Origin of the sequence: Nocardia sp. NPDC004860 (assembly GCF_040609015.1) — a bacterium.
Classification (GTDB): domain Bacteria; phylum Actinomycetota; class Actinomycetes; order Mycobacteriales; family Mycobacteriaceae; genus Nocardia.
This window is the reverse complement of record NZ_JBEXJI010000021.1, coordinates 25,779-47,915: the sequence shown is the minus strand read 5'-3', so window position 1 is coordinate 47,915 and position 22,137 is coordinate 25,779. Positions and strand designations below refer to the sequence as shown.

Genomic DNA, 22,137 nt, shown 5'->3' with positions numbered 1-22,137 from the left:
CTCGGTCCCTCCACGAACGAGCGGGGTGAGTCCATGAATCGACGCGAAGAGCCCGTGAACGAGCTCCCCGTACCCTCGGGCCGGCCCGCCGAGCCGAGGGCCCGCCGCCGCCGCTGGTCGCTGCGCAGGCGGCTGCTGGTCGGACAGGTGGCGCTGCTGGTGGCCGTGGTCGCGGGCATCGGCATCGCGACCGAGCTTGCGCTGCAACAGTTCCTGGTGCACCAGGTGGACGTCGACCTCACCGAGACGACCGAGCATGCTCTCGGCGACGTGGGTGGCGGTCCCAGCCTCGGCCCGCCGCCGGACCAGCACAATGCCCCCGGCCCGCCGCCCTCGACAGGCGAATCATCCGGTCCGGGACCGGAATTCCTGAATCGCCGCAGCATCCAACCGGATACGGTCGGCGCGCTCGTGGGCCGCGACCACTCGGTGAGCGCGGGCCGCGTCGGCAACGACGGCGTGCAGTCCGCCCTGTCGGAGTCGGCCCGCAAGCAGCTGGCCGCCGTCACTCCCGGCAAGCCCGTCTCGATGGATATCGAGGGCCAGGGCCACTATCGCGTGCTCGCCGAGACCACCTGGTCGGGCAAGACGGTGATCACCGGCCTGCCGCTGGACTCGGTCGACGCCACCCTCATGCGGGTGCTCCTGATCCTGTTGATCGCCACCGCCGTGGTCCTGGTGGTGGCGACCTCCGCGGGCATCTGGCTCATCCGGCGCGCCCTGACCCCGCTGGATCGGGTCGCCGCCACCGCCGCGCGGGTCGCGGACCTGCGGCTGGATCGCGGGGAAGTGACGCTGCCCGTGCGGGTTCCGGTCGCCGACGCCGACGCTCGCACCGAGGTCGGTCAGCTCGGCATGGCCATCAACCGCATGCTCGACCATATCGCGGGTGCGCTCGAGGCCCGGCACGCCAGCGAGACCCGGATCCGGCGGTTCCTGGCCGACGCCAGCCACGAACTGCGCACCCCGCTGTCCTCCATCCGCGGTTACGCGGAACTGGCGCTGCGGGAACGGGATACGCTCCCGCCGGTGGTCGCGCACGCCATGAGCCGCGTCGACTCCGAGTCGCGGCGCATGACGACCCTGGTGGAGGACATGCTGCTGCTGGCTCGCCTGGACGCCGGGCGGGGGATCGAGCGCGCGCCGGTGGATCTGACCCGGCTCACCGTGGACGCGGTCAGCGACGCCCACATCGCCGGCCCGGATCTGCAGTGGGCGCTGGAACTACCGCCCGAGCCGATCGTGGTCACCGGCGACACGGCCCGCCTGCACCAGGTGCTGGCCAACCTGCTCGCCAATGCGCGCGTGCACACCGGACCCGGCACCCGGGTCACCACCGCCCTGGCCGGGGACGGCCGGGGCGGGGCGATCTGGCGGGTCACCGACGATGGACCGGGCATTCCCACGGAACTGCAGCCGGAGGTCTTCGAACGCTTCGCGCGCGGTGATTCGTCGCGCTCACGGCGCGCCGGCAGCACCGGGCTCGGCCTGTCCATCGTGGCGGCGGTGGTGAAGGCGCACGGCGGCGCCATCGCGGTCGAAAGCCGCCCCGGCCGTACCGAATTCACCGTGCGCCTGCCCGCCGCGGGCTGAGCGCACGGTGGCGGTCTGCCCGCGGCGGTGACGGTCAGCCGAACGAGCCGGTCGGCGGCTGCGGCTGGGCCTGGGGCTCGGGCTGGGGCTGGGGCTGATCCGGGCCGCGATCCTGGTCGCCGGGCCGGTCGTGCCGATCCTGGTCGCCGGGGCGGTCGTGGCGGTCCTGGTTGTCGCCGCCGCGATCGTGATTCCAATCCGGGTCGGCGATCTGGCTGACCACCGGAATCCCGGAGTCGGTGGTGGCGGCCGAAGCGGGGATGGCCAGCGCGGCCACCGGCACCGCGGCGAGCGCACCGGCCACGGCGATGCGGGCGGTCACGCGGCGCAGGCGGGACGGGGTCACAGACGAGGATTTCAACGCGCAGAACCTTTCTCGGAGGGACGGCGGGCCGACCGGCCTGCCGTGACTCCTATCCAAAAGCCCCTGTGTGGGCGGGCCATGGGTCCGACCTATGTGCCAGCTGGGAATCCGAGCCGGTGCCGCGCCACAGTAGGCTGAGCCGCGTGGGACGACCGGACGCAGCACACACCGCCCCCGCCGCCCAGAGCGGCGCACCCATGCAATTCGTCGCGGACCTGCGCGATATCGCCACCCCCGACCCGGATTCACGCCGTCTCACCGATCCCGGGCACGCCGCCGAACTGGTGGCGGCCGAGACCCGGGACCGGCTGCGCGCGGTGTTCGAGGCCATGCCCGCCGACCCGGTCATCCTGCTGTCCGGCGGCGTCGACTCGATCTTCCTGGCCGCCACCGCCGTCGCCCTGGGCCTTCGCCCGCACGCTCTCACCGTGTTGACCGCCGACGGCACCGACCGCGCCAACGCCACGGCCGCCGCCACCGCCCTCGGCCTGCCGCACGACATCGTCGAACTGGACGGCCCCGCCGTGGCGGCGTTGGCGCGGGAATCGCTGGAGCGCCTGAAAGTGCCCGAGCTGTGGGAGGTTTCGTACGCCGTCCCGATGCTCGCCATCCAGCCGGTCCTGGCTCGTCTCGGCGTCACCGGCCCGATCCTGACCGGCAGCGGCGCGGACGCCATCTTCGCGGGCGGCAAAACCCTTGCGTACCCGATCGATTCACCCGAGGCCACCGCGGAACTCGACCGCATCACCCGTACGGAATCCGCCCACAACTTCACCGTCGACCGGCTCGTCCCGGACTTCTATTCCCGCATCCTGGGTGACCGCGCCGACCATATCGTGCACGTCTTCCAAACCGTCCGCTTCTGGGAATTCGCCCAAACCCTCGCGCCCCCAGCACTGTTCGGCCTGCACGATGGAGCCCCCGCCGACAAGCTGTGCGTACGCATCGCCTGCGAACGGCTGCTGCCCGAATCGGCCCGCTCCCTGGCGTGGGCCGAGAAGTCCGCCATCCAGCGATCGGCAGGCATCATGGGTGCGCTGGCCGAGGCCGCTCGTGCGTACGCCGCCGACATCCCCGGCGCACGCACCTACTCCGATCCCGCCGCAGAACAATTCGACGCCGTGGCCACCCGCCTCTACCTCGCGCTTCTCCTGCGCGACTAGCTTCTGTCTCGAAGCGGTGAGGGCGGGCCCGTGGCCCGCCCTCACCACTGCCGGAGCCATTGGTTGATCGACATCATCGAGCTGGATGCCATCCTCGAGGCGTAGCTCGCGAATTCTCGCCTAACCCTTCTGGTTAGCCGGGAACTAACTCTTTCGGCTATTTCTTCCGCTAATCGGGCATTGGGCTCGAATTTCTCGTGTGTGCCGAATTAGCCTCGCTGTCACTAGCAGTCGAAATCCTGGAGGTGGGCAAGGTTATGAGATCGCCGGCATCGGTCACCGTGCCGCAAGAATCGGATGCTTCGAATTCGCTGCCGCGCGTCCTCGCGCTCGACGCGGCGCGGGGCATCGCGGTGCTGGGCATGTTCGCGGTGCATGTCGGGCCGGCGCGGCGCCAGCCGGGCGCGTCCTGGCTGACGGTCTTCGAGGGCCGGTCGGCCGCGCTGTTCGCGGTATTGGCGGGCGTGTCGCTGGCGCTCATGTCCGGCGGGGCGCACCCTGCCACCGGGATCGCGGCCCGCCGCAGCCTGATTCGCATCGGCTCCCGAGCCGTGCTGGTCGCGCTGCTGGGTCTGGCGCTGGCGCAACTGCATTCCGGCATCGGAATCATGATCATCCTGACCTATTACGGCCTGTTCTTCCTGCTGGCCCTGCCCGCCCTGCGGCTGGATGCCCGGGCGCTCGCGATACTCGCGGCGGTGTGCGCGATCGCCGGACCGATCCTGTCCTTCGTCGTCCGAAGCCACATGCACCAGAACGCTTCCGGCGGCGACCCCGTATTCGAGATGTTCACCTCGTGGTCGGGTCTGCGGCAGGTTGGCCGGCTGCTGGTGCTCACCGGCGGGTACCCGGCGCTCACCTGGATGCCGTTCGTCTTCGCCGGTATGGCCCTGGGCCGCTGGGGGATTCGCGCACTCCGGCCGCTGCCGGTGATCGGTGTCGGTGCGCTGCTGGTATTGCTCGGATACGGCGGTTCGTGGCTGGTGCAGCGCCCGCTGGGCGGACGCGCGCACCTGGTCGACCTGCTCACCGCGGGTATGACTCAGGCCGGGGTCACCGACTTCGATCCGGGCCGGATCATCGACATGACGGGTTTCGGCGCGGTGGCGACAACGAGCTGGTGGTGGCTGACCGTCGCCACCCCGCACAGCGGCACCCCGTTCGAGGTGTTCGGCGCGACCGGTGTCGCCTTCCTGGTGATCGGTGTCCTGATGGCACTGGTCCCGCGTGCCGGTATCGCCTTGCGGCCCTTGATCGCCGCGGGCTCCTGCGCGTTGAGCCTCTACATCCTGCAGGTGGTGGCGGTCAGCGTCCTGGTGCCGATACCCGACGAGAACGCGACCGCACCGCCGGGCGGCATCCACGGCCCGGGCTGGGAACTACTGGCACTACTCGCCATCGGTTCCCTGGTGCTGGCGACTCTGTGGCGCAGCCGGTTCCGTCGCGGTCCGGCGGAACGGCTGCTCCACACGATCACTGAGGGTGTGACGAACGCTCCGGTCAGGCGTTCTTCCCCGACACATCCATGAATATGCGAACGTGGGCAACAGCTTTCACCAAACATGCTGATGGGGTGGCACCGCACCGCGATGCCACCCCATCACACACTTCGAGACACTTCCTATCGGTGAGGCGGGCGACCGATCCGGTTGCCCTGGTTCAGTTTCCGTACGCCTGCAACCCCGCGACGCGGAATTCGTGACTCATCCCCGAGCACACCACGTCGTTGCGGACCGAAACCGTGCACGTGGCTCCGGCGTAGTAGACCGACGTCGTGTACTGATCGACCCCCGGCACGATCGCGGGATTGCCGCCCTGCTGAGTGTGGCTGCCATTGGAGCTCCACTGCGGGTGCGAGGGAAAGTACGCCGTGTCGATGGCAACGGCCGGCACGTAGGGCACCGGGATCGTCATACCCGCGATCGTCATCGACATGATCGACGCCGGAGTCGGAAGATCGCACCCCACAACACCATTCGGAGTGATCGAACAGTTGTTTCCCGCCATGCTGAACCACGCCACCCCATTGGCGTCCACATAGGGCGCCGGATCGATGAAATCGGCGTGGGCCACACCCGGAACCAGGCTTGCGAACAACCCAGCGATCACTGCGCCGCCGGTGACCACTGCTGACCTAACCTGCATCGCACATCTCCTTTGATGGATGTTCAACGGATCATGTCGTATACGTGTCGAGGCTGGTGGGAGATCTTGTCACGCATGAAGAAGGGGAGCCCGGACACCACGCCCAGACTCCCACAGTCGTCATGGTCGGTCAGGACCGGTCGAACTTTCCGTCCTTCACGGCCGCGTTGAAGATAGCCCATTGGTCGGCGGGGAACATCAGCTCGGGGCCGCCGGGGTTCTTCGAATCCCGGACGCCGGTCTCGGTGCCGAAGTGCGCGACTTCCACGCAAGCCTCCTGAGATGCTGAACGGCTGCTCTTGTACCACTGGGCACCCAGTCGGGTGGTGCTCATACCGCATACTCCTTCGCTTTGTGGGCCAACAAGTCCCGTGTGCATTGCTCATCCAACGCACGGCGCTTGATTTCCACAAGAGCGCTACGGTAACGGTCAACCTTGTCGGCCTGATCGAGATAGAGAGCCCCGGTGAACCCTTCGACGTAGACCACGGGCGGCTCGATCCACTTGGTCTTCAACTCCGGTGATGATCGAGGCGGAAACTCCAGCAGAACGAAGTGGTACGTCTGCAGCCCCAGATGCGCGCCGACCGCTTGCGGCACAACACCGATCGAGACATTACGCCGCTGCCCGACCGTGATCAGTTGATGGATTTGATCTGCCATGACAGCTGGTCCGCCGATCTCGTGGCCCAATACCGACTCCGACAGCAAGACGGCTGCCGAGAACGCCGGATCCTGCAACCGCTCTTGGCGTTTCATGATCAATTCCACACGCTGTTCGACGACCGAAGTGGGCATTCCGGGGAAGGCCGTCCACTCCAGGGCACGCCGATAGGCCGGTGTTTGGATCAGGCCCGGAACGAAGGTCGTCTGCCAGGCGGTGAAACGCCGAGCGGACTGCTCGAGCCCTAGGTAAAGGTCGAAGTGTTCCGGCACGGAGTCGCCGTACGAGTGCCACCAACCGGGCCGCTGGGCTTCTTCTATCAGTCCGAGCAGGGCGGCAGTATCTTCGTCGGAGGCTTCGTAAAGCTTACAAAGAGCTTCGATGTATAGGGTTTTCAGTTTGACCCCGCCCTGTCCACCTTCGAGCCGCCACATGGTCTGCGGTGAACACTGAATGACGGCACAAGCCTTGGAGACGCTCACTCCGGATGTCTCACGCAGCCTCCGAAGTTCACGTCCCAACATTCTGCGGGGAACGGTCGAACCGATCATTCCGTTAGCCTCACTATCGTTTGTGTGCTGATTTGGAATGGTTTTCGTGCTGGGGTTTGGAAGACGGGGAGAAAATTCGAGTACTCCTGCCCTGGAATCTTCCGCCAATGATCGGGCGGCTGTCTACTGGTATTCACCCCCGGCCGCCTGGACCTGAACAGCCAACCCGGTCAATAAGTTCCGATCGTGTGCCCTTCGAGAGCGGGTCGCACGTCCAGGTCGCACGGGCGGCCGGGGGCCACCAAACATCAACGCCGACAACCGGAGCGCCAGCCATGTACGGCATACCCATCGAAAACCACGAGGCGATCAGCGCGATGTCGATCGGTTACGCGCGCGATGTCCTCCGAGTCCACGAGTCGTGCCCGATGTCGGTGTGCGGCAAGAAGCGTCAGGCCATCGCCGTGATCCGTGCGGGCGACCGGACGACAGGGAGCAGGCCATGACCATCATCTCGCACGACGCACCGGACTATCCGGTCATGAATCTGCAAGCGGCACAGCATGGTCTGAAACAACATCAGCACTGCGACGACAACTGCGACGCCCGGCGTTACTTCACCGACCTGGTTCCGAATCTGGAGCGCGCAGACCGGGAGGCCAAGCAGCTCAGGGGAACCTGGAACATCTGGTGATCGCCGGGCCGGTGTGGCCGGGACGGTCTTCACTTCGCAATCCCGTTCGCACCAGCTCGGCATCGCTCAACCCGGATTCCCGCGATTGCCTTCATCATCCGTGCGGCAGATACCGCCGCGCCTTCGCACTCGGTAGCGGCCCGATGAATTCGGACCGCCACGGGCGGTGAGCATTGTCGGTGAGTCCGTCGAGACAGTGGGGTTGCCGTAGGGTCGGTGACTTTCCTCCAGGCGATCAACAGAATTGCCCATCGGAAAGCCTCCGATTATTCCGTATCACAGCCAACCTCTGCGGCGTCCGCCGCTGAATCGACTTCGGCAGCGGACACAGGATGCCGAGATTCGTACGAGCGCTGTCAGGACGACGATCCCCTCACCCCGATACCGGTACTTTCGCTGTTCTGGTCGCAATGCCGAGCAAACCTCTGGTCAGTCGAGCATGACCATATCCCTCGAGGTCGGCGTTTCGATCGACACAGCGGTACACGACCGGGCATATGATCTGGGCGGTACTTTCGCCGCGATATTGATGGGTTGGCCGAGGAGACGGAAGCATGGCCGCTTTGGTTGACCTTGCCGTGGGGATCGCGCCCATTGCAGGTGGATTGGCTCTGGGCGCAGCGGCGGGATATCTGAAGGGCCCGGATGTCCGCAAGACGATCAAGCAGGATATGGAACTGCTGGAACGCTTACCTGCGCAGGAGGTGGAGCGGCGAGCCGAACTCCAAGGGAGCATCGACAGTCGCATCGACGACCTGGTCGCGACCGTCAACCGATACCAGCTGCTGCGCAGAGCGGCCGCCTCCTATCGCGGCAGCTTGCGCGACATCCTGCTGTTCATCTGCGCGATTCTGTTTACGGCGGTCTGGTGGAGCGTCGATCATCAGAAGAGCAGCTGGCTACCGATGTTCGTTGTCCTCATTGTGATTTCAGTGTGGGCGGCCGGCTATGCATTCAGCGGTCTACGCAGATCCCTACTCAGTTACCGGCCAAGTAAGGACTGATCTTCAGCACCTGCGCTGACCGGCGCCACTGTGACGGCGCTCGCCGAAGTTCCTCGCCTGTGCTCGCGGAAATTCTCCGCCCGTGAGCGGTTCCGATTATCGGGGCTGGCGGTTTCCGGGGTCTGAGGCGGTGCGTAGAGCCGCACCCGGACCACTCAGTACTTCGATGGAGAGGGATTGATATGCGCGCCATCCAGATTGAGCAGTTCGGCGACCCCGCGCAGGTGCTCCGCGTCGTCGACATCGAGGAGCCGCCGCCACCGGGTCCGCACGAGGTTCTGTTGAGCGTTGAGGTCTCGCCGTTGAACAAGCACGACCTACTGGTTGTCACCGGCATGCTGGCGCGACCACCCCTGCCCCACATACCAGGCGCAGAGGGCGTCGCACGCGTTCTTGCCACTGGCGCCGAGGTCGATGGACTTCGAGCCGGCGATCTGGTCGTGCTACCCCTGTATGCCGGTGCGTGGCGTGAGCGGCTCGTCGTGCCCGCCGACGGCCTGTTCGCACTCCCCGCGGGCGGCAACATCGAGCAGTACTCGATGCTGGGCAGCAACCCCCCGGCGGCAGGGTTGATGCTCAGTGAATGCATCTCCCTGCAGCCCGGTGACTGGGTGGTTCAGAACGCCGCGAATTCCGGTGTGGGACGGTCATTGATTGCGTTAGCCAAACTACGTGGGCTGAAGACGATCAACCTGGTCCGTGACGACTCAACGTTCGCCGAGCTCACAGCAGCCGGGGCCGACGTGGTCCACGTCGACGACCCCGATGCGGTCGGCGATGTTCGAGCAGTGATCGGCGACGCGCGAGTGGCGCTGGCAGTGGAAGCCGTCGGTGGTCCAGTGGTGGGGCGGCTGCTCGAATTGCTGTCCGACGGTGGATGGTTGGTCAGCTATGCCTGGGCCAGGGACGAGCCCATGTGGGTCGATACCTCGACACTGGTCGGCAAGCACCTCACCGTCCGCGGATTCTTTGTCGGCGACTTCGACTACCGCGACAAGGTGGTGCCTGTCATTCGTGAGGCGGCACCGCTGGTGGCCGACGGCACCCTCGTTGTCCCCGTGGCGGGCGTGTACCCCCTGGAGCACATCCAGGACGCGGTGCAGCATCTCCTCCGGGGCGGCAAGATCCTGCTGAACGTGGCCGGGCAATGAACGCGCGCAAAGCGGACGGCTGAAGATTGGGCACTTTCGTCGGACAAACGAGGCGGGCACTGATTTCCACGTCTTCCTCACGTATCGACATGGAAAAGCGGGCCTCCTCCGAATGAAAGTGCTGGTCAGGTGCGGTAGGTAACACCAGCATCGGAGGAGCCCGCCCTTCACAGCGGAGCCACACGGGACAAATGGGGAATTTCGGTGAGCGTCAGCGGGGGAGTTCAGTGAGCGCGCCATCACCTGGTTGTGGTCGGGTGGTTCACCCGATCCAGGCGCTGGTCATGTCCTGCACTTTCGCGCCGTCGAGGTCGGAGAGTTTGACGGCGACGAAGTTTCGGGCGGTGTCCGAAGTCTGGACTCGGAACGGGAGGTCGGTGGCGTCGAGCGCTTCGACGATGGCCTGGGCGGCGGATTCGGGCGATTGGGCGTTGGCGAAGGCGCCCTCGGTGCGCTTGCGGTAGGCGGCCAGCGCGGAAGCGTACGGTCCGGTCGCATTCGTGGCGAGCATTTCACGTCCGCCCACGTTGGCGACGAATTCGCTTGCGACGGCGCCGGGTTCGATGACGCTGACCGCGACGCCGGTCTGCGCGGCTACCGGGGCCAACGCTTCCATGAAGCCCTCGACGGCGAACTTCGCGGCGCAGTATGCCTCGTTGAACGGCTGTCCGATGACCCCGCCGACGCTGCTGACGGTCAGAACTCGTCCGTGTGTGGCGCGCAGTTGCGGGAGCGCGGCGCGGGTGACTTCGAGGACGCCGAAGAAGTTGACCTCCATGACGGCGCGGATCTCGCCGGTGTCCTCCAGTTCGAGGGTGCCCAGGTGGCCGGCGCCCGCGTTGTTGATCAGCGCGTCGAGGTGGCCGTGATCGTCGACGACGCCGGAGACGCAGCGGTGGACGGAGGCCGGATCGGTGACGTCGAGCTGTCGGACCTCGACGTGGTCGGCGACGCCGTCGTGGCGGGCGAGCTCGACGAGTGCGGTCGAGCGGGCGGTGTCGCGCATGGTGGCGATGACTTGCCAGCCGGAGCGGGCGGCGTGGACGGCCGTGTGCAGTCCGATGCCGGTCGAGGTGCCGGTGATCAGGACGGTTTTCCGGTCGATGGACGGGCTCATGGGTTTCCTCCTGGCTATTGGTTATGAACCATAATCATCATACATCATAATTATGATGGGGTATCGCTATAGTGGAGGGCATGTCGAGCGAGCAGGAGCAGCGGGAACTGACGGCCGAGGTGGTAGGGCTGTTCGCAGCGATCAATCGCCGCTACGCCGCCGAGGCGGAGGCGGCCGCCGACGCCCATGAGTTGACGCCCATGCAGGCCAAAGCGCTGCTGGCGGCACAGGAACCGGTCGTGACCCGGCGGATCGCCGAGCATCTGCACGCCGAGCCGTCGAATGTCACCGCCCTCGTCGACAAATTGCAAACCCGTGGCCTGATCGAGCGCCGGGAGAATCCGAACGACCGTCGAGTGCGCCTGGTCGCGGCGACCGATCAGGGCAGACGCGTCGCCGAGGACCTACAAGCCCGCATGCCCTTCGCCAGCCGACCCTTGGCCCGGCTGACCACCGAGCAACAACACCAACTCCGCACCCTGCTCACCCTCCTGCTGACAGACTGACCGACACCGATCAACTGCCCCCGAGATACGCGACATTCGGCGTGAGCGCACACCGCTCTCGGCCGTGAGGCCTTCTGCCGGTTGATCTTCCAGGTCCGCGTCGGCCGCTTCGGAGCCCGCGAGTCGCGGCATTTCCGGATGGTTGGCGTAGATCGGTTCCCGGTCTAGGTTCGGCTCCGACCGCTGCCGCTATCGCAGGCACGGTCCAATGGCCAACGAACTCCTGCGCGCCGGGCTTCGAGGAACTCTCGTGGAAATAGAACTCTTGGCGCGCTCCCTTCGCGCCTCCGGCGCCGTCGTCAGCATTCGGCCGAGCGCCACCGACGGCCTGTGAACCTTCCCGTGCCGACGTGTCCGATCCCGGTGTGGCCGTTTCGAACCGCGCTCGATGCGGCAGATGAGTGCGTTCGGGGGGTTACGTCCGCTCCCGATATCCGGTTGATCTTGGCAAAGTTCGTCGTCGAGGATGGCTTGATGCTGGGTATGCGCTTCGTGCGGCGGCTGGACGGGTTGACCTACGAGTTCGTCCGCGACGGGGACGCGCACGGTTTTCCGTCGTACAAGCGGGTCGACCTCGACATCTGGTGTCGGCGGCTTCCTGATTTCGGATGGGTGGTGTGCACTGCGGAGGCTGCGGTGTCGAGTCGTCCGTTCGATGATGCCGGGCGGGGTGACCTCCCGCCCGAAGGAGTGTGGGTGAGCTTCAAGGGCGATCGGTCGTACGTTTACGACCTGGTCCCCACCGATGCTCCGGCAGTGGCGGATTCCGAACCTTCGTAGGGCAGCCGGTTCCGCGCTGTGTCAGCGCCGTCGCAATGTCAGCTCACCCGTGGCCGGTTCGGTCAGCGCGGGAAGCGGCAGATGAGGAGGTTGGTTGATCAGCGTGCGGCCGCCGCGTGGCGTGCTGCCGGTACTGGCCGCCGGGCGTCCGCGACGGCAGTCACCACACAGGTGCCCAACCGGCCGACGCGATCGTAGAGCGTTGCGGTTCCCACCGCGATACCGTCGCCGGTGACCTGCTCCTGAGCCTGAAGCCCGAGCTCGGGACCTTCGGGCAACCGCGACAGCGTCAAGGTCATGTCGGTATTGATGTAGCCGATCCCCGCAGATCCCCAATGGCAGACGAAGTTCGTGGCGTCCCCCATAGCAGCTGCTCGCTGAAACGGGGAGATCGCTTCGCCCTCGACCAAGGGAATGAGGTTCTGCCACAGCACTTTACGGTCGGCGTTCCGGCCTGCGGCCAAGTTGTCGGTCCACTCGGACTCGCCACACTTGAGCAACGGAGGCTCACCATCCGGCGATGTCAGCTGAACCTGCGGAGCGGGCAATGACGCCCGCGGCTGCCACATCTCACCCGGTGCCGCCGAAGCTGAAGCGAGGAAGACCGCACTCGCCCGCGCACGAACCTCGCCCTCCTGCACGATGGAGGCATCGGCCACGATCACCCGCGCACCCTCGCGGACGACGACGCTGTGCACCGCGATCGGTTCATTGAGTACCGGCCGCAGCAAATCGACTGTCAGCCGCGCAGGCATGAAGCCCTCTGCGGGGCAATGCGTTTCAACCTGACGCGCCAACAGTCCACACACCGCCGGCCCGTTCACCTGCTTCGAAGACCACTGGCTGACCCCGTATCCATGCGCTTGGTACCGCCCGTCCCGCGCCACGAAGAACGAAACCACCGCGATCGACCCCCTCTGTTCCGACTCGTCAAAACGCATCGATTAGAACACGTTTCATGGCCTCCCAGAAGATCATCCGGCTCTAGCCAAGCACACGAAATTCAGCACTTCCGTGCACTCCTGGCGGGCACCAACGCATCGAAACCGACGTCCACAAACCCAAATTGCCAACTCCAGCCGCGGCCGTTTCGGACCCGCGCACGATGCGGCAGAAGAGCGCGCTGCTGTCCGGGCATGAACGGCCAACCCAGCCGTTCTGAACGTGGACTACAGCTGAGAAATTGGCGCGAAATCGCTGTTCTACAGCGGATTGTGCGGGATTGCACCGGTCGCCCGAAACGTGGCAATAGCGGATGCTCTGCGCCGCACCGGGTTCCGGCCGATCCCCGCTGGCCGGTTCGGTCAGCGCGCCTCGCGGTTATCGTGCGATCCGTCGTATGCGCGGCCTGGGTGCGTATCACCGCTCCAGCGACAACCAGCCCGCGTCGATCAACTGCTGTGCCAGGTTGTCTGCCTGGCGAATGCCCGCTTGGAACGCTACCGGCCAGCTCGCGAGCACATCCGAGTCGGTCGCGAACGCGTTGAACACGTCGATCGTGGCCGCGTCGGGGCGGAACCGCACGACGGTATCGGCTGCGGTCGTCGCGAGTTCGGATTGAACTTGTTCGGGCGGGAACATGTGCGCCAATGGCTCAACCACCAGAACGACGTCCGAGTCCGCGGCGAGGTCCGCGTTGGTGGGCGACCAAACCCCGCCATCAATGTAGTAGCGGTCTCCGACAACAACAGGCGGGCGGAGTCCCGGAAAGGAACGGCTCGCGGCGACAGCGGTAGCCAGGGGCACACCGCTGCCGCTGTCCCAGACCTGGCGCTCACCACTGGCGGCGTCCACGACGACGATCCGCAACCTGCGATCCGGCCAGTCGTTGCCGCCGACCAGCCACTCCATCGGTGCGATATGCGCCGGTTGCGCCGGCTCCTCGGCCATCGCCATTCGACCCACCTTGCGCCGCGCCGTATCACGATCCAACGTCCGGTCGAACAACACCGAGAAAACGGTGGCAACCAACTCGCGCTTCACCACCGACGGTGGTTCCGTGCTGCCTGGGGGACGTGGATCGTTGGCAAACGAGTCCAGATCCCGCCCCGCTACCAGTGCCGCCCCGACGACCGCGCCTGCGGACGTGCCGACTATCGAGTCGGCCGAACCCAAATCGATTCCACGGCGGCGCAATTCAGCGGCCAAACCCGCCATCCACGCCGACCCGGCAACGCCGCCCCCACCCAAAACCACCGAACGCCGAACGGCCTCACCGGACGTTCGATCGGCTCCGCGATTCTCCATGCCGCGATCGTAACGACACTCACCATCGTCGCAGGCCCTTACGGCGCTCTGCCGGTTGATCTTCTGGTGGCCCCGTTGGCCCGTGCGATTGGTGCATGTCGGGGTTCAGATGGCTGTGGATGCTCGGCGGAGGGCGTCGAGGGTGGTTTCGGGGGAAGTGTTGAAGCAGAATCGAATTCCCGGGGCGGCCTCGGCCAGGGTGTTGATGATGCGCTCGAACAGTGGGGTGTGGTCGGGGAAGGCTCGTATCGCACCGCCGATCATGACGAGGTCGAACCGCTGGTGGGCGAGCAGGGTTCGTATTTCGGTTTCGGCTTCCTCGGGTGATGCGCCGACAAGGTATGGGGTGATATCGAATTCGGCGTCGCGCAGGGCGTCGTTGGCGGCGTCGACCCTGGCGGTCAGCTGCGCCTCGTCCAGATCTGGGAAGCGGCTGTAGTCCATGGCTCGGGGGTGCAGACCGATGGTCAGTGCCCTGGGCCGCGCAATCGGTTCGGACATTGGTTCTCCTCTGTGGAGTGCAGGACCGGCGTGTTCGCATGGGACGATGAAGGTCCGGTTCGCCAAGATTGCTTTGTATGCAAAGATATTTTGGAGAGAGAGGTATGTCAACGGAGCCTGGTCTGTCCTTGGACGACAGCGTTCGCGCCATGGTGCTGCTCATGCCACGGCTGATCGGGCGCGCGAAACGCCTGCCGGTCCCGGCGGCCTTGCGATCATTCGATCTGGCGCCTCGCCATCTCTCGATGCTGACCTACGTGCTGTTCGACGGGCCGCTGACGGTGAACGAGCTGGCGCAGCGGCTGGAGGTGGCGCCCACGACCGTGAGCCTGATGGTCGCGGACCTCAGCCGCCAGGGCGTCGTGGATCGACGAACCGACGACAATGACCGCAGACGAACCCTTGTCACCATCGCCGATTCCCATCGAACGGCGGTCGCGGCATGGCTCGGTGGCGCGGGCCGCGGCTGGCGTACAGCCCTGGGCCCGCTGACGGCCGAGCAGCGCGCCCTCGTGATAGCGACACTTCGCGCCTACGAGGAAGCCGTCTCCGAACACTGACAATCCCACTGCCGTGCCACCGGATAACGTGTGAAACACGTCGAAAGCCGCCCGCAACTCGGCATGTGCGTGCACTGCCTGCAGCCGTATGGCCCTCTGCCCGCTGATTTTTCCGATGCCCTTGCCGGCCGGTTCGGTCAGCGCACTATGCGGCTACTCGAGACTGGTATCAGGGCCGGGTCCCGGCCAGAAGGGCGCGCTGCTGTCCGGGCATGAACGGCCAACCCAACCGTTCTGGACGTGGACTACAGCTGAGGAACTGGCGCGAAATTGCTGTTCTACAGCGGATTGTCGGGATTGCACCGGTTGCCCGAACCTCGGCAGAGGTGGATGTCCTGGGCCGCAGTCGTTCTCGCTGTCGGTCGCGCTCGTTCCAGCTGATCAAACCGCGCGGGATGCGCCATGAGCGGATGTGCTTCAGACTTTGCGCTGAGGCATCGGCCGACTCGTCGGCAAGACCGTTTGTTCTCCTCAGCAAGCGTGCTGTCCTGTGGAAGAGTGGTGTCCGCTCATGAATTCGGCTCTGCGGATCCGGGTCTGAGGTTGGTCGAACGATGTAGGGGAGGCTTGATGGAAGCAGCATTTGATGTGGCCGCGCTGATCGGCTATCGCTATCGCGTCGATGACTACTACGAAGTTGGTCGGGAGAAGATCCGCGAATACGCGCGGGCTGTCCAGGACTCCCATCCGGCACACTGGAGCGATTCCGCTGCCAACGAGCTCGGGTTCGCCGGGCTGGTCGCGCCGGCGACGTTCGCTTCGATCGTGGCGATGCGGGCCAATCGTGCTCTGCTCGAGAACGTGCTGGCCGGCTACGACATGTTCGTGCACACCGACCAGGTCTTCGAGATGTACAAGCCTGTCCTGGCCGGTGACCGATTGATCAGCGATGTCGAACTGTCCTCGGTTCGCCGTGTCGCCGGCAAGGACCTGCTCACCGTCACCAATACATTTACCGACCAGTCCGGCCAGATCGTGCAGATCATGCACACGACGATCGTCGGCATCACCGGCGATGACGTCGATGCCGACATCAGCGATGCCATCGAAGGTGTGATCATGAGCGGTTTGGAACCCGCGCCCTCGCCCGCAGCCTCGGCGCCACCCGCCGGACATCCACTGGCCGATCAGCCTGCACAGGCAGCCTCCCGGCATTCGCACGTATCGCGAACCCGTGTGCCGCACACGGCAATCCGTTTCGAGGACATCGCCGTGGGTGACGAGCTACCGGCCCGGACTGTCCGACTGACGCGGGGCGACCTGGTGAACTATGCGGGAGTCGCCGGTGATGTGAATCCGATCCACTGGAACGAGGAAGTCGCTTCATTGGCCGGCCTTCCCGATGTGATCGCACACGGCATGCTGACCATGGGCCTCGGGGCGGGGTTTGTCACCGACTGGCTCGGCGACCCCGGTGCCATCATCCGGTACGGAGCCCGGCTGTCGAACTACACCGTCGTCGGAGCCGTCTCGGCCGGGGACGTGGAGTTCAGCGGCCGGATCAAGTCGATCGACCCGGAAACCAGAACCGCCACAGTCGTTCTCACCGCGAAGTCCGCTGGGCGCAAGATCTTCGGTCTGGCCACCATAGACGTTCGCCTCGGTTAGACGGTGATTCTATGACGGGGCGCTCGGCGATCTGATGCGTACCGAGCGCGCACGTCGACAGAAGCGGATGTTCCTGCGCCGCAGTCGGTCTCGTCGTCGACCGGTCCGCGTGGCCGGTTCGGTCGGCGCGGTATGCGGCAAGGCGGGGTTCCTATGACGATGGTGCTGGATATCCGGTAGACCAGAATTGCTTGGGGCGAGAGGGTTTCGCGCATATCGAGTGGTTGCGTCCCGGCGGGGTGGCAGTGGCGATGCGTGGCCGGATGTGGCTGTGCACCTTCGAATTTCGCGGTCGTTACCGCCGGCACCCGTCGAGCAGCAGGCCGATGGTGAGATGCACCTCGTAATTCGGGTCGACCATTTCTGCGCCCGCGCAGATGTCGCCGATCGCGCGCAGCAGTTGATAGGCGGAGACGTCGGCGGTGATCTCGCCGGCGTTGCGGCCGGCGGTGAGGAGACTGTCGAACACCGGCACGAGTCGGTCCAGGAACAGTGTGTGCAAGGCGGTGAAGCTGTCGGGGTCGCTGCGCATCGCGGCGGCGAGCCCATGCTTGGTCACCAGGAAGTCCACGAACAGATCCACCCATCGACGCAGTGCGGCGAACGGTGAGGACTCCTCCGCGAGCAGGGCGGGTCCGGCCTCGGCGCAGGCGTCGATCTGATGCCGGTAGACGGCCGCGACGAGATCTGCTCGCGCGGGGAAGTGCCGGTAGATCGTGCCCATGCCGACGCCGGCCGCGGCGGCGATCTGGCGGACCGGCGCATCCACGCCCTGGGTGACGAACACCGATGCCGCGGCATCGAGCAGGGCCCGCTCGTTCCGTCGCGCGTCGGCGCGTTTGGACGAACTGGCAGCGGCTCGCTCGTCGCGTGCGTCCACGTGACTTCCCTTCTTTCACGGCGATAGTTGTCAATCGGAACACTGCTCCGTATATTCGGAACAGTGCTCCGCTTGAGTATATCCGCGGTTCGCGTGGATTCTCGACCCCCACGGCGCAGCGCGCATCGCTATCGAAGGGAAACCCCATGCCCGGACCGGACACTGCCGCCCGCAGCGGTGTACCCGCCCTGACCAGCCCGATCATCAGCGTCAAACCGGTCGTCCTGCCGGCGCCCGAACGCGGCGACGACCTGCAGGTGCGCATATCCGCACCCACCGTCGGCGCCGGTCTGCCCATCGTCGTGCTCGCCCACGGTTACGGCGAGTCGATGTCCTCCTACGACCCGCTGGTCGACTTCTGGGCCGGCAACGGTTTCGTCGTCGTGCAGCCCACATTTCTCGATTCACGAACCCTCGGCCTCACTCCGGCCGATCCCCGGTACCCGGACATCTGGCGCGTCCGGGTCCGCGACGTCACGCAGGTTCTCGACCAGCTCGACCGGATCGTTGCCGCGATTCCAGGACTCGACGAACGCATCGACCGCGACCGCATTGCCGTCGCAGGACATTCCTGGGGCGGACAGACCGTCGGCATGCTGCTCGGCGCGCGCGTCATCGGCACGAACGGGCAGCCTGGACCCGATCTGAGCGACACGCGAGTGAAAGCCGGTGTCCTGCTCGCAACTACCGGCCTCGGCGGCGACACCCTGACCCCGTTCGCCGCGGAGAACTTCTCCTTCATGAACCCCGACTTCGGCAACCTGACCACACCGACCCTGGTGGTCGCGGGCGATCACGATCAATCCCATCTCTCGACCCGTGGCCCCGACTGGTTCACCGACGTCTACGCCTACAGCCCTGGCGCCCAAAGCTTGCTCACCATCTTCGGGGGCGATCATTCACTGGGCGGAATCCATGGCTACAACGCCAAGGACACCACCGATGAAAGCCCCGACCGCGTCGTGCTGATCCGCGAGGCTTCATGGGCCTACCTCCGCAGCGCCCTCGGAATCGATGACATGGCATGGAAGCAGGCGCAGACCGATCTCGCACAGGCCACCGATCCGATCGGCCGCATCGACCATAAGTAGAGGCATTCATCGGCGGCCGTCCACCGAGAACCGGCTGCGCCAATGATGCGTGCATGGAAATCAGCTGACGATGATGTCCGCTCATCGGAGGTGCAGGTCGAGAAGTTCGACGGCAAACCGGATTACCGTCGTTTTCGTCGCAGCCGTTTTCGTCGCAGCGGTGACCTGCTTCAGTGTTTTGGTAGCCAGCGGTAAGCTGCTAGTGACGTCTTCCTCGGTACCAAATGACGTCTTGTCCGGTGTGGTCGATGCTGCAGCTGTCGGCCGGCTGGAACGCGCGTTCCTGTCGGAACGCATATGAACTTCACCAAGGAGCGATATCGGGTGTCGCAAAGTCGATTCGGCACGTGACGCACTCGCAGACCCAGTCCGGTAGCTCGGCCTAGTACCCGGACGTCATACAGCTCGTTGTTAGGAAGCAAAATGTCTAGCAAGATCATGAAAGCCCTTGCCGCGACTATTATTGCCGCGCCCCTGCTCGTCCTCGCCGCGCCCGCGGCCACTGCCGATTCGACTGCCGCGGCGCCTCCGTCGTCCTCCGCCACTCCGGTCGACGGATCGTTCGGATCAGCTACGTGGTGTATCCCCCTCGGCAGTGTCGTCTGGTGCATCTGAGTAAGCGTCCGAGAAATCCGGTGTTGGGTGCGTGACGGTCGAGATTCGAGTGAACTCCCGGTCGAGCAGTGATTGCTGAAATCAAGTGCTGTGCCGGGAGTTCATTTGCATCAGTGCGTATCGCCGTGTGTTCGTCGTGCCCGACCGGTGGCTTCGAATGCCCGCATGGCCAGCAGATTCGAGCAGTGACGTCGCGCAATCTTCAATGAGCGATTCTGACACCTGCCCACACGATCGGCAGTAGAGGACGTTCTCGACCATAGTCGGGTCCGTACGTCGGCCTACCGTGCTGGTAGCTGGCTTCCGCGCGGGAGGTCGAGTGTGGTTGTGCCGCAACCGGGCTCAGGAGCGCAGTAGCTGCCGTATCCGGGCTGCCTCGCGGGTGAGGTGGTCGCGCTCGGGCACGGTGGTGGCTGCGCGGGACGCCTCGGCGTAGAGGGTGGCGGCCTGCCCGAGGTTGCCGGCGCGTTCGTGGAGGTAGGCGCGGACTGCGGTGTGGCGGGGGAGTTCTGGGTCCAGTTCGGCCAGTGCGGCCAGGCCGGCGCGGGGGCCGTCGGCCTCGCCGACTGCCACTGCGCGGTTCAGCCGCACTATCGGGCTGTCGGTGAGGAGTAGCAGTTCGTCGTACCACTCCACGATCTGTATCCAGTCCGTTTCGGCGGTGCTCGGGGCATCGGCGTGCAGGGCGGCGATCGCGGCCTGGGCCTGGTATTCGCCCAGCCGGTCGCGGGCCAGCGCGGTCTGCAAAATCCCCACCCCCTCGGCGATAAGGCCTGTGTCCCAACGCGATCGGTCCTGTGCTGCGAGCGGCACCAGGCGACCACCCGGGCCGGTGCGAGACGCCCGGCGAGCATGATGCAGCAGCATCAGCGCGAGCAGCCCAGCGACCTCGGGTTCGTCGGTCGAGGCGGCGAGCTGACGAGTGAGGCGGATGGCTTCGGCCGCCAGGTCGATATCCCCGCCGTAGCCCTCGTTGAAGACGAGGTAGAGCACGCGCAGCACCGTCGTGAGATCGCCGGGCCGGTCGAGTGGCAGTCCCGTGATCCGCCGTTTGGCACGGCTGATCCGTTGCGCCATAGTCGCTTCGGGGACCAGATAGGCCGTGGCTATCTGCCGGGTCGTCAGGCCGCCGACAGCGCGCAAGGTCAATGCGACGGCCGACCCGGGGGACAGGGAGGGGTGCGCGCACAAGAAATACAGCCACAGTGTGTCGTCCGTGGCGGGCACCGGACCTGCCGGAGGCTCGACCTCCATGGCGAATTCCCGTCCCCGCCGCGATGTTTCGGCGCGGGCGGCATCGAGGAACTTTCGCCAGGCGGCCGCGACGAGCCACGCCTTGGCATCGCGCGGTGGATCGTCCGGCCACGTTTCCAGTGCCCGGATCAGCGCCTCCTGCACCGCATCCTCGGCCGCGGCGAAGTCGGCTCCGCGGCGGACGAGGACGCCGATCACCGCGGGTACGAGTTCGCGTAGCAGCGACTCGTTCACTCGGTGACCGTGGGTGACGCGGTGAGAAACGGTCGCAGCTCGAGCCACTCCTGGATCGGCTTCCCGCCCGCGCCCGGCGCCGCGGACAGCTCGCCGGCCAGCTCGAGCGCCCGTTCGTAGGTCTCGACGTCGATGATCATCCACCCGGCGATCAGATCCTTGGTCTCCGCGAACGGGCCGTCGGTGACCGGCGGGCGCCCCTCGCCGTCGGAGCGGACGAACGTGCCCTTCGGCGAGAGCGCCTGACTGTCGACGTACTCGCCGGTGGTCTCGAGTCGTGCGGCGAAGTCCTCCATGTACTGCACGTGGGCCGAGATCTCGTCCGGCGTCCACTGGTCCATCGGCACGTCGTTGACCGGGGCCGGCGCGCCCCGGTAGTGCTTGAGCAGCAGGTATTTCGGCATGATGTTCTCCTCGGTTCGTAGGGCCCATTCTGGCCGGGTTCGATCGGGTCAGGCGCTCTGACGCTCGGCCCGTTGCCGGATCAGTTCTTCGACCGCGGTCGGGAGGGTGGTTTCGAAGTCGATGAGTTTGACCCACGTCGGGGTGATGACAATCCGGACCATGCCGTCGTACAGCGAGCGAACCTCGGCCTCCCACTCGACCCGCTGCTCCGGGGTCATCTCGTAGCTGCCATTCATCCGCAGGTACTCCTCCGGGATGCCATCCACCACATCCATTTCCGCTCGCCCGCGGATGAGCAGGATCTTCGGCGGATGCACCTCGGTATCGATCGTCAGCGCGACCTCCGGATTGTGCCGCAGGAAGGGCAGCTTCGGGGCATTCTTCGTGGTGCAGACGACGATCTCCGAGCCGTTCCAGGTGAATGCGATCGGGATGTTGCGAGGCGTGCCGTCCTTGGCGACATACGCCATCCGCAGCAGATCGCGAGCCAGCAGCTCCTGACTGATCGGGAGGTCCAGGATCGCGGTGATCTCGTTCGCTTGCATGATGCTCGTTCCTTCGTCGGTGTCGTCGAGGCCCGTTCGCCTCCGTACCCCTGGGACGGAGCCGCCCGGGCGTTCTCGACATCCACGACCTGAGAATTTCCGGATTATTTGGGATCCGAGAGTCACACCCAGGTGGTCGCGAACAAAACGGTCACGGCTGCTGTGAGCAGAAGGGTGATGTTGAGGGCGACTTTTCGATCTCCGCCGGTCAGATGGACCGGGATCGCACCGAATTGCAGGAGTACGAACCCAACGGCCGCGATCACAGCGAGCCAGGGCGCGATGCCGGTCAGGGGTGGAAGGATCAGCCCGAGCGCGCCGAGTACTTCGAGCACGCCGATGGCGCGGACAGCGGGTAGGGGTGTGCGGTCCACCCAGGCCATCATGGGCCGGAGTCGATCCCGGCTCCGGGTGATCTTCAGTGCGCCTGCATACAGGTAGAAGAGAGCGAGCAGGCCGGCGGCGATCCAGAATGCGATGTTCACAATTCCTATCCAGTGGTGACATCAGTGACCGTGACGAAAG

At 65.6% G+C, this 22,137-nt stretch carries 24 protein-coding genes; 11 read left to right on the top strand and 13 right to left on the bottom strand.

The annotated features are described in order from the left end of the window. The first annotated feature begins 33 nt into the window (after positions 1 to 33). Entirely contained in the window at positions 34 to 1,593 is a 1,560-nt protein-coding gene (locus tag ABZV44_RS30730) for a HAMP domain-containing sensor histidine kinase (protein WP_354843799.1), read from the top strand. Between the two features lie 34 nt (positions 1,594 to 1,627). Here the strand turns inward: ABZV44_RS30730 and ABZV44_RS30725 are convergent, their stop codons facing one another. Continuing rightward, a complete protein-coding gene (locus ABZV44_RS30725; protein WP_354843797.1) occupies positions 1,628 to 1,954 on the bottom strand; it encodes a hypothetical protein in 327 nt (108 codons plus the stop codon). A 146-nt stretch (positions 1,955 to 2,100) separates the two neighbouring features. On the opposite strand from ABZV44_RS30725, the gene ABZV44_RS30720 reads away from it, so the two are divergent. Beyond that, positions 2,101 to 3,120 carry an asparagine synthase-related protein gene (locus tag ABZV44_RS30720; RefSeq protein WP_354843794.1) on the top strand — a complete coding sequence of 340 codons (1,020 nt, stop codon included), beginning with the start codon at positions 2,101 to 2,103 and terminating at the stop codon, positions 3,118 to 3,120. Between the two features lie 257 nt (positions 3,121 to 3,377). Continuing rightward, entirely contained in the window at positions 3,378 to 4,649 is a 1,272-nt protein-coding gene (locus ABZV44_RS30715; protein ID WP_354843791.1) for a DUF418 domain-containing protein, read from the top strand. A 130-nt stretch (positions 4,650 to 4,779) separates the two neighbouring features. On the opposite strand, the gene ABZV44_RS30710 is transcribed toward ABZV44_RS30715, so the two are convergent. From ABZV44_RS30710 to ABZV44_RS30700, 3 genes are all read right to left on the bottom strand, one after another. Beyond that, on the bottom strand, positions 4,780 to 5,292 hold the full coding sequence (locus ABZV44_RS30710) for a hypothetical protein (protein ID WP_354843789.1): 513 nt from the start codon (positions 5,290 to 5,292) through the stop codon (positions 4,780 to 4,782). A 103-nt stretch (positions 5,293 to 5,395) separates the two neighbouring features. Beyond that, positions 5,396 to 5,599 carry a DUF397 domain-containing protein gene (locus tag ABZV44_RS30705; protein WP_354843786.1) on the bottom strand — a complete coding sequence of 68 codons (204 nt, stop codon included), beginning with the start codon at positions 5,597 to 5,599 and terminating at the stop codon, positions 5,396 to 5,398. Beyond that, the gene (locus ABZV44_RS30700) at positions 5,596 to 6,453 is read right to left on the bottom strand and encodes a helix-turn-helix transcriptional regulator (RefSeq protein WP_354844012.1); all 858 of its coding nucleotides are present in this window, start codon (positions 6,451 to 6,453) and stop codon (positions 5,596 to 5,598) included. Before ABZV44_RS30700 ends, ABZV44_RS30705 begins: the two co-directional genes overlap by 4 nt. Before the next feature lie 469 nt (positions 6,454 to 6,922). Between ABZV44_RS30700 and ABZV44_RS30695 the strand changes: the two genes are divergently transcribed. The 3 genes from ABZV44_RS30695 to ABZV44_RS30685 all read left to right on the top strand — a co-directional run bounded on the left by ABZV44_RS30695 (position 6,923) and on the right by ABZV44_RS30685 (position 9,269). Beyond that, complete coding sequence (locus tag ABZV44_RS30695) at positions 6,923 to 7,114, top strand: hypothetical protein (protein WP_354843783.1); 192 nt, start codon at positions 6,923 to 6,925, stop codon at positions 7,112 to 7,114. Positions 7,115 to 7,668: 554 nt separating this feature from the next. Beyond that, the gene (locus ABZV44_RS30690; protein WP_354843781.1) at positions 7,669 to 8,118 is read left to right on the top strand and encodes a hypothetical protein; all 450 of its coding nucleotides are present in this window, start codon (positions 7,669 to 7,671) and stop codon (positions 8,116 to 8,118) included. Positions 8,119 to 8,300: 182 nt separating this feature from the next. Beyond that, positions 8,301 to 9,269: a zinc-dependent alcohol dehydrogenase family protein gene (locus ABZV44_RS30685; protein ID WP_354843778.1), complete on the top strand. Its 969-nt coding sequence runs from the start codon at positions 8,301 to 8,303 to the stop codon at positions 9,267 to 9,269. A gap of 262 nt (positions 9,270 to 9,531) precedes the next feature. Here the strand turns inward: ABZV44_RS30685 and ABZV44_RS30680 are convergent, their stop codons facing one another. Then, a complete protein-coding gene (locus tag ABZV44_RS30680) occupies positions 9,532 to 10,386 on the bottom strand; it encodes an SDR family oxidoreductase (protein WP_354843776.1) in 855 nt (284 codons plus the stop codon). An 80-nt stretch (positions 10,387 to 10,466) separates the two neighbouring features. Here ABZV44_RS30680 and ABZV44_RS30675 point away from each other — a divergent pair, with 80 nt between their 5' ends. Further along, complete coding sequence (locus ABZV44_RS30675) at positions 10,467 to 10,892, top strand: MarR family transcriptional regulator (protein WP_354843773.1); 426 nt, start codon at positions 10,467 to 10,469, stop codon at positions 10,890 to 10,892. A gap of 330 nt (positions 10,893 to 11,222) precedes the next feature. Next, complete coding sequence (locus ABZV44_RS30670; RefSeq protein ID WP_354843770.1) at positions 11,223 to 11,672, top strand: hypothetical protein; 450 nt, start codon at positions 11,223 to 11,225, stop codon at positions 11,670 to 11,672. 98 nt (positions 11,673 to 11,770) lie between these two features. Here ABZV44_RS30670 and ABZV44_RS30665 read toward each other — a convergent pair whose 3' ends face one another. The 3 genes from ABZV44_RS30665 to ABZV44_RS30655 all read right to left on the bottom strand — a co-directional run bounded on the left by ABZV44_RS30665 (position 11,771) and on the right by ABZV44_RS30655 (position 14,420). Beyond that, positions 11,771 to 12,613 (bottom strand): thioesterase family protein, encoded by an 843-nt coding sequence (locus tag ABZV44_RS30665; protein WP_354843767.1) that lies wholly within the window; start codon positions 12,611 to 12,613, stop codon positions 11,771 to 11,773. Between the two features lie 418 nt (positions 12,614 to 13,031). Then, positions 13,032 to 13,919 (bottom strand): patatin-like phospholipase family protein, encoded by an 888-nt coding sequence (locus ABZV44_RS30660; RefSeq protein WP_354843763.1) that lies wholly within the window; start codon positions 13,917 to 13,919, stop codon positions 13,032 to 13,034. A 105-nt stretch (positions 13,920 to 14,024) separates the two neighbouring features. Continuing rightward, positions 14,025 to 14,420, bottom strand: a complete 396-nt coding sequence (locus tag ABZV44_RS30655) for a hypothetical protein (protein WP_354843760.1) — start codon at positions 14,418 to 14,420, stop codon at positions 14,025 to 14,027. A 104-nt stretch (positions 14,421 to 14,524) separates the two neighbouring features. Here ABZV44_RS30655 and ABZV44_RS30650 point away from each other — a divergent pair, with 104 nt between their 5' ends. Further along, positions 14,525 to 14,980 carry a MarR family transcriptional regulator gene (locus ABZV44_RS30650; protein WP_354843757.1) on the top strand — a complete coding sequence of 152 codons (456 nt, stop codon included), beginning with the start codon at positions 14,525 to 14,527 and terminating at the stop codon, positions 14,978 to 14,980. Positions 14,981 to 15,550: 570 nt separating this feature from the next. Next, positions 15,551 to 16,588: a fused (3R)-hydroxyacyl-ACP dehydratase subunits HadA/HadB gene (locus ABZV44_RS30645; protein WP_354844009.1), complete on the top strand. Its 1,038-nt coding sequence runs from the start codon at positions 15,551 to 15,553 to the stop codon at positions 16,586 to 16,588. 295 nt (positions 16,589 to 16,883) lie between these two features. Here ABZV44_RS30645 and ABZV44_RS30640 read toward each other — a convergent pair whose 3' ends face one another. Next, positions 16,884 to 17,468: a helix-turn-helix domain-containing protein gene (locus ABZV44_RS30640; RefSeq protein WP_354843754.1), complete on the bottom strand. Its 585-nt coding sequence runs from the start codon at positions 17,466 to 17,468 to the stop codon at positions 16,884 to 16,886. A gap of 146 nt (positions 17,469 to 17,614) precedes the next feature. Between ABZV44_RS30640 and ABZV44_RS30635 the strand changes: the two genes are divergently transcribed. Then, positions 17,615 to 18,559: an alpha/beta fold hydrolase gene (locus ABZV44_RS30635; RefSeq protein WP_354843751.1), complete on the top strand. Its 945-nt coding sequence runs from the start codon at positions 17,615 to 17,617 to the stop codon at positions 18,557 to 18,559. A gap of 957 nt (positions 18,560 to 19,516) precedes the next feature. Here ABZV44_RS30635 and ABZV44_RS30630 read toward each other — a convergent pair. From ABZV44_RS30630 to ABZV44_RS30615, 4 genes are all read right to left on the bottom strand, one after another. Further along, complete coding sequence (locus ABZV44_RS30630) at positions 19,517 to 20,662, bottom strand: DUF6596 domain-containing protein (protein WP_354843748.1); 1,146 nt, start codon at positions 20,660 to 20,662, stop codon at positions 19,517 to 19,519. Continuing rightward, a complete protein-coding gene (locus tag ABZV44_RS30625) occupies positions 20,659 to 21,066 on the bottom strand; it encodes a YciI family protein (RefSeq protein ID WP_354843745.1) in 408 nt (135 codons plus the stop codon). The genes ABZV44_RS30630 and ABZV44_RS30625 overlap by 4 nt, the downstream gene beginning before the upstream one ends. A gap of 48 nt (positions 21,067 to 21,114) precedes the next feature. Beyond that, a complete protein-coding gene (locus ABZV44_RS30620) occupies positions 21,115 to 21,612 on the bottom strand; it encodes a pyridoxamine 5'-phosphate oxidase family protein (RefSeq protein WP_354843742.1) in 498 nt (165 codons plus the stop codon). 122 nt (positions 21,613 to 21,734) lie between these two features. Continuing rightward, entirely contained in the window at positions 21,735 to 22,097 is a 363-nt protein-coding gene (locus tag ABZV44_RS30615) for a DoxX family protein (protein WP_354843739.1), read from the bottom strand. Between the last annotated feature and the right edge of the window lie 40 nt (positions 22,098 to 22,137).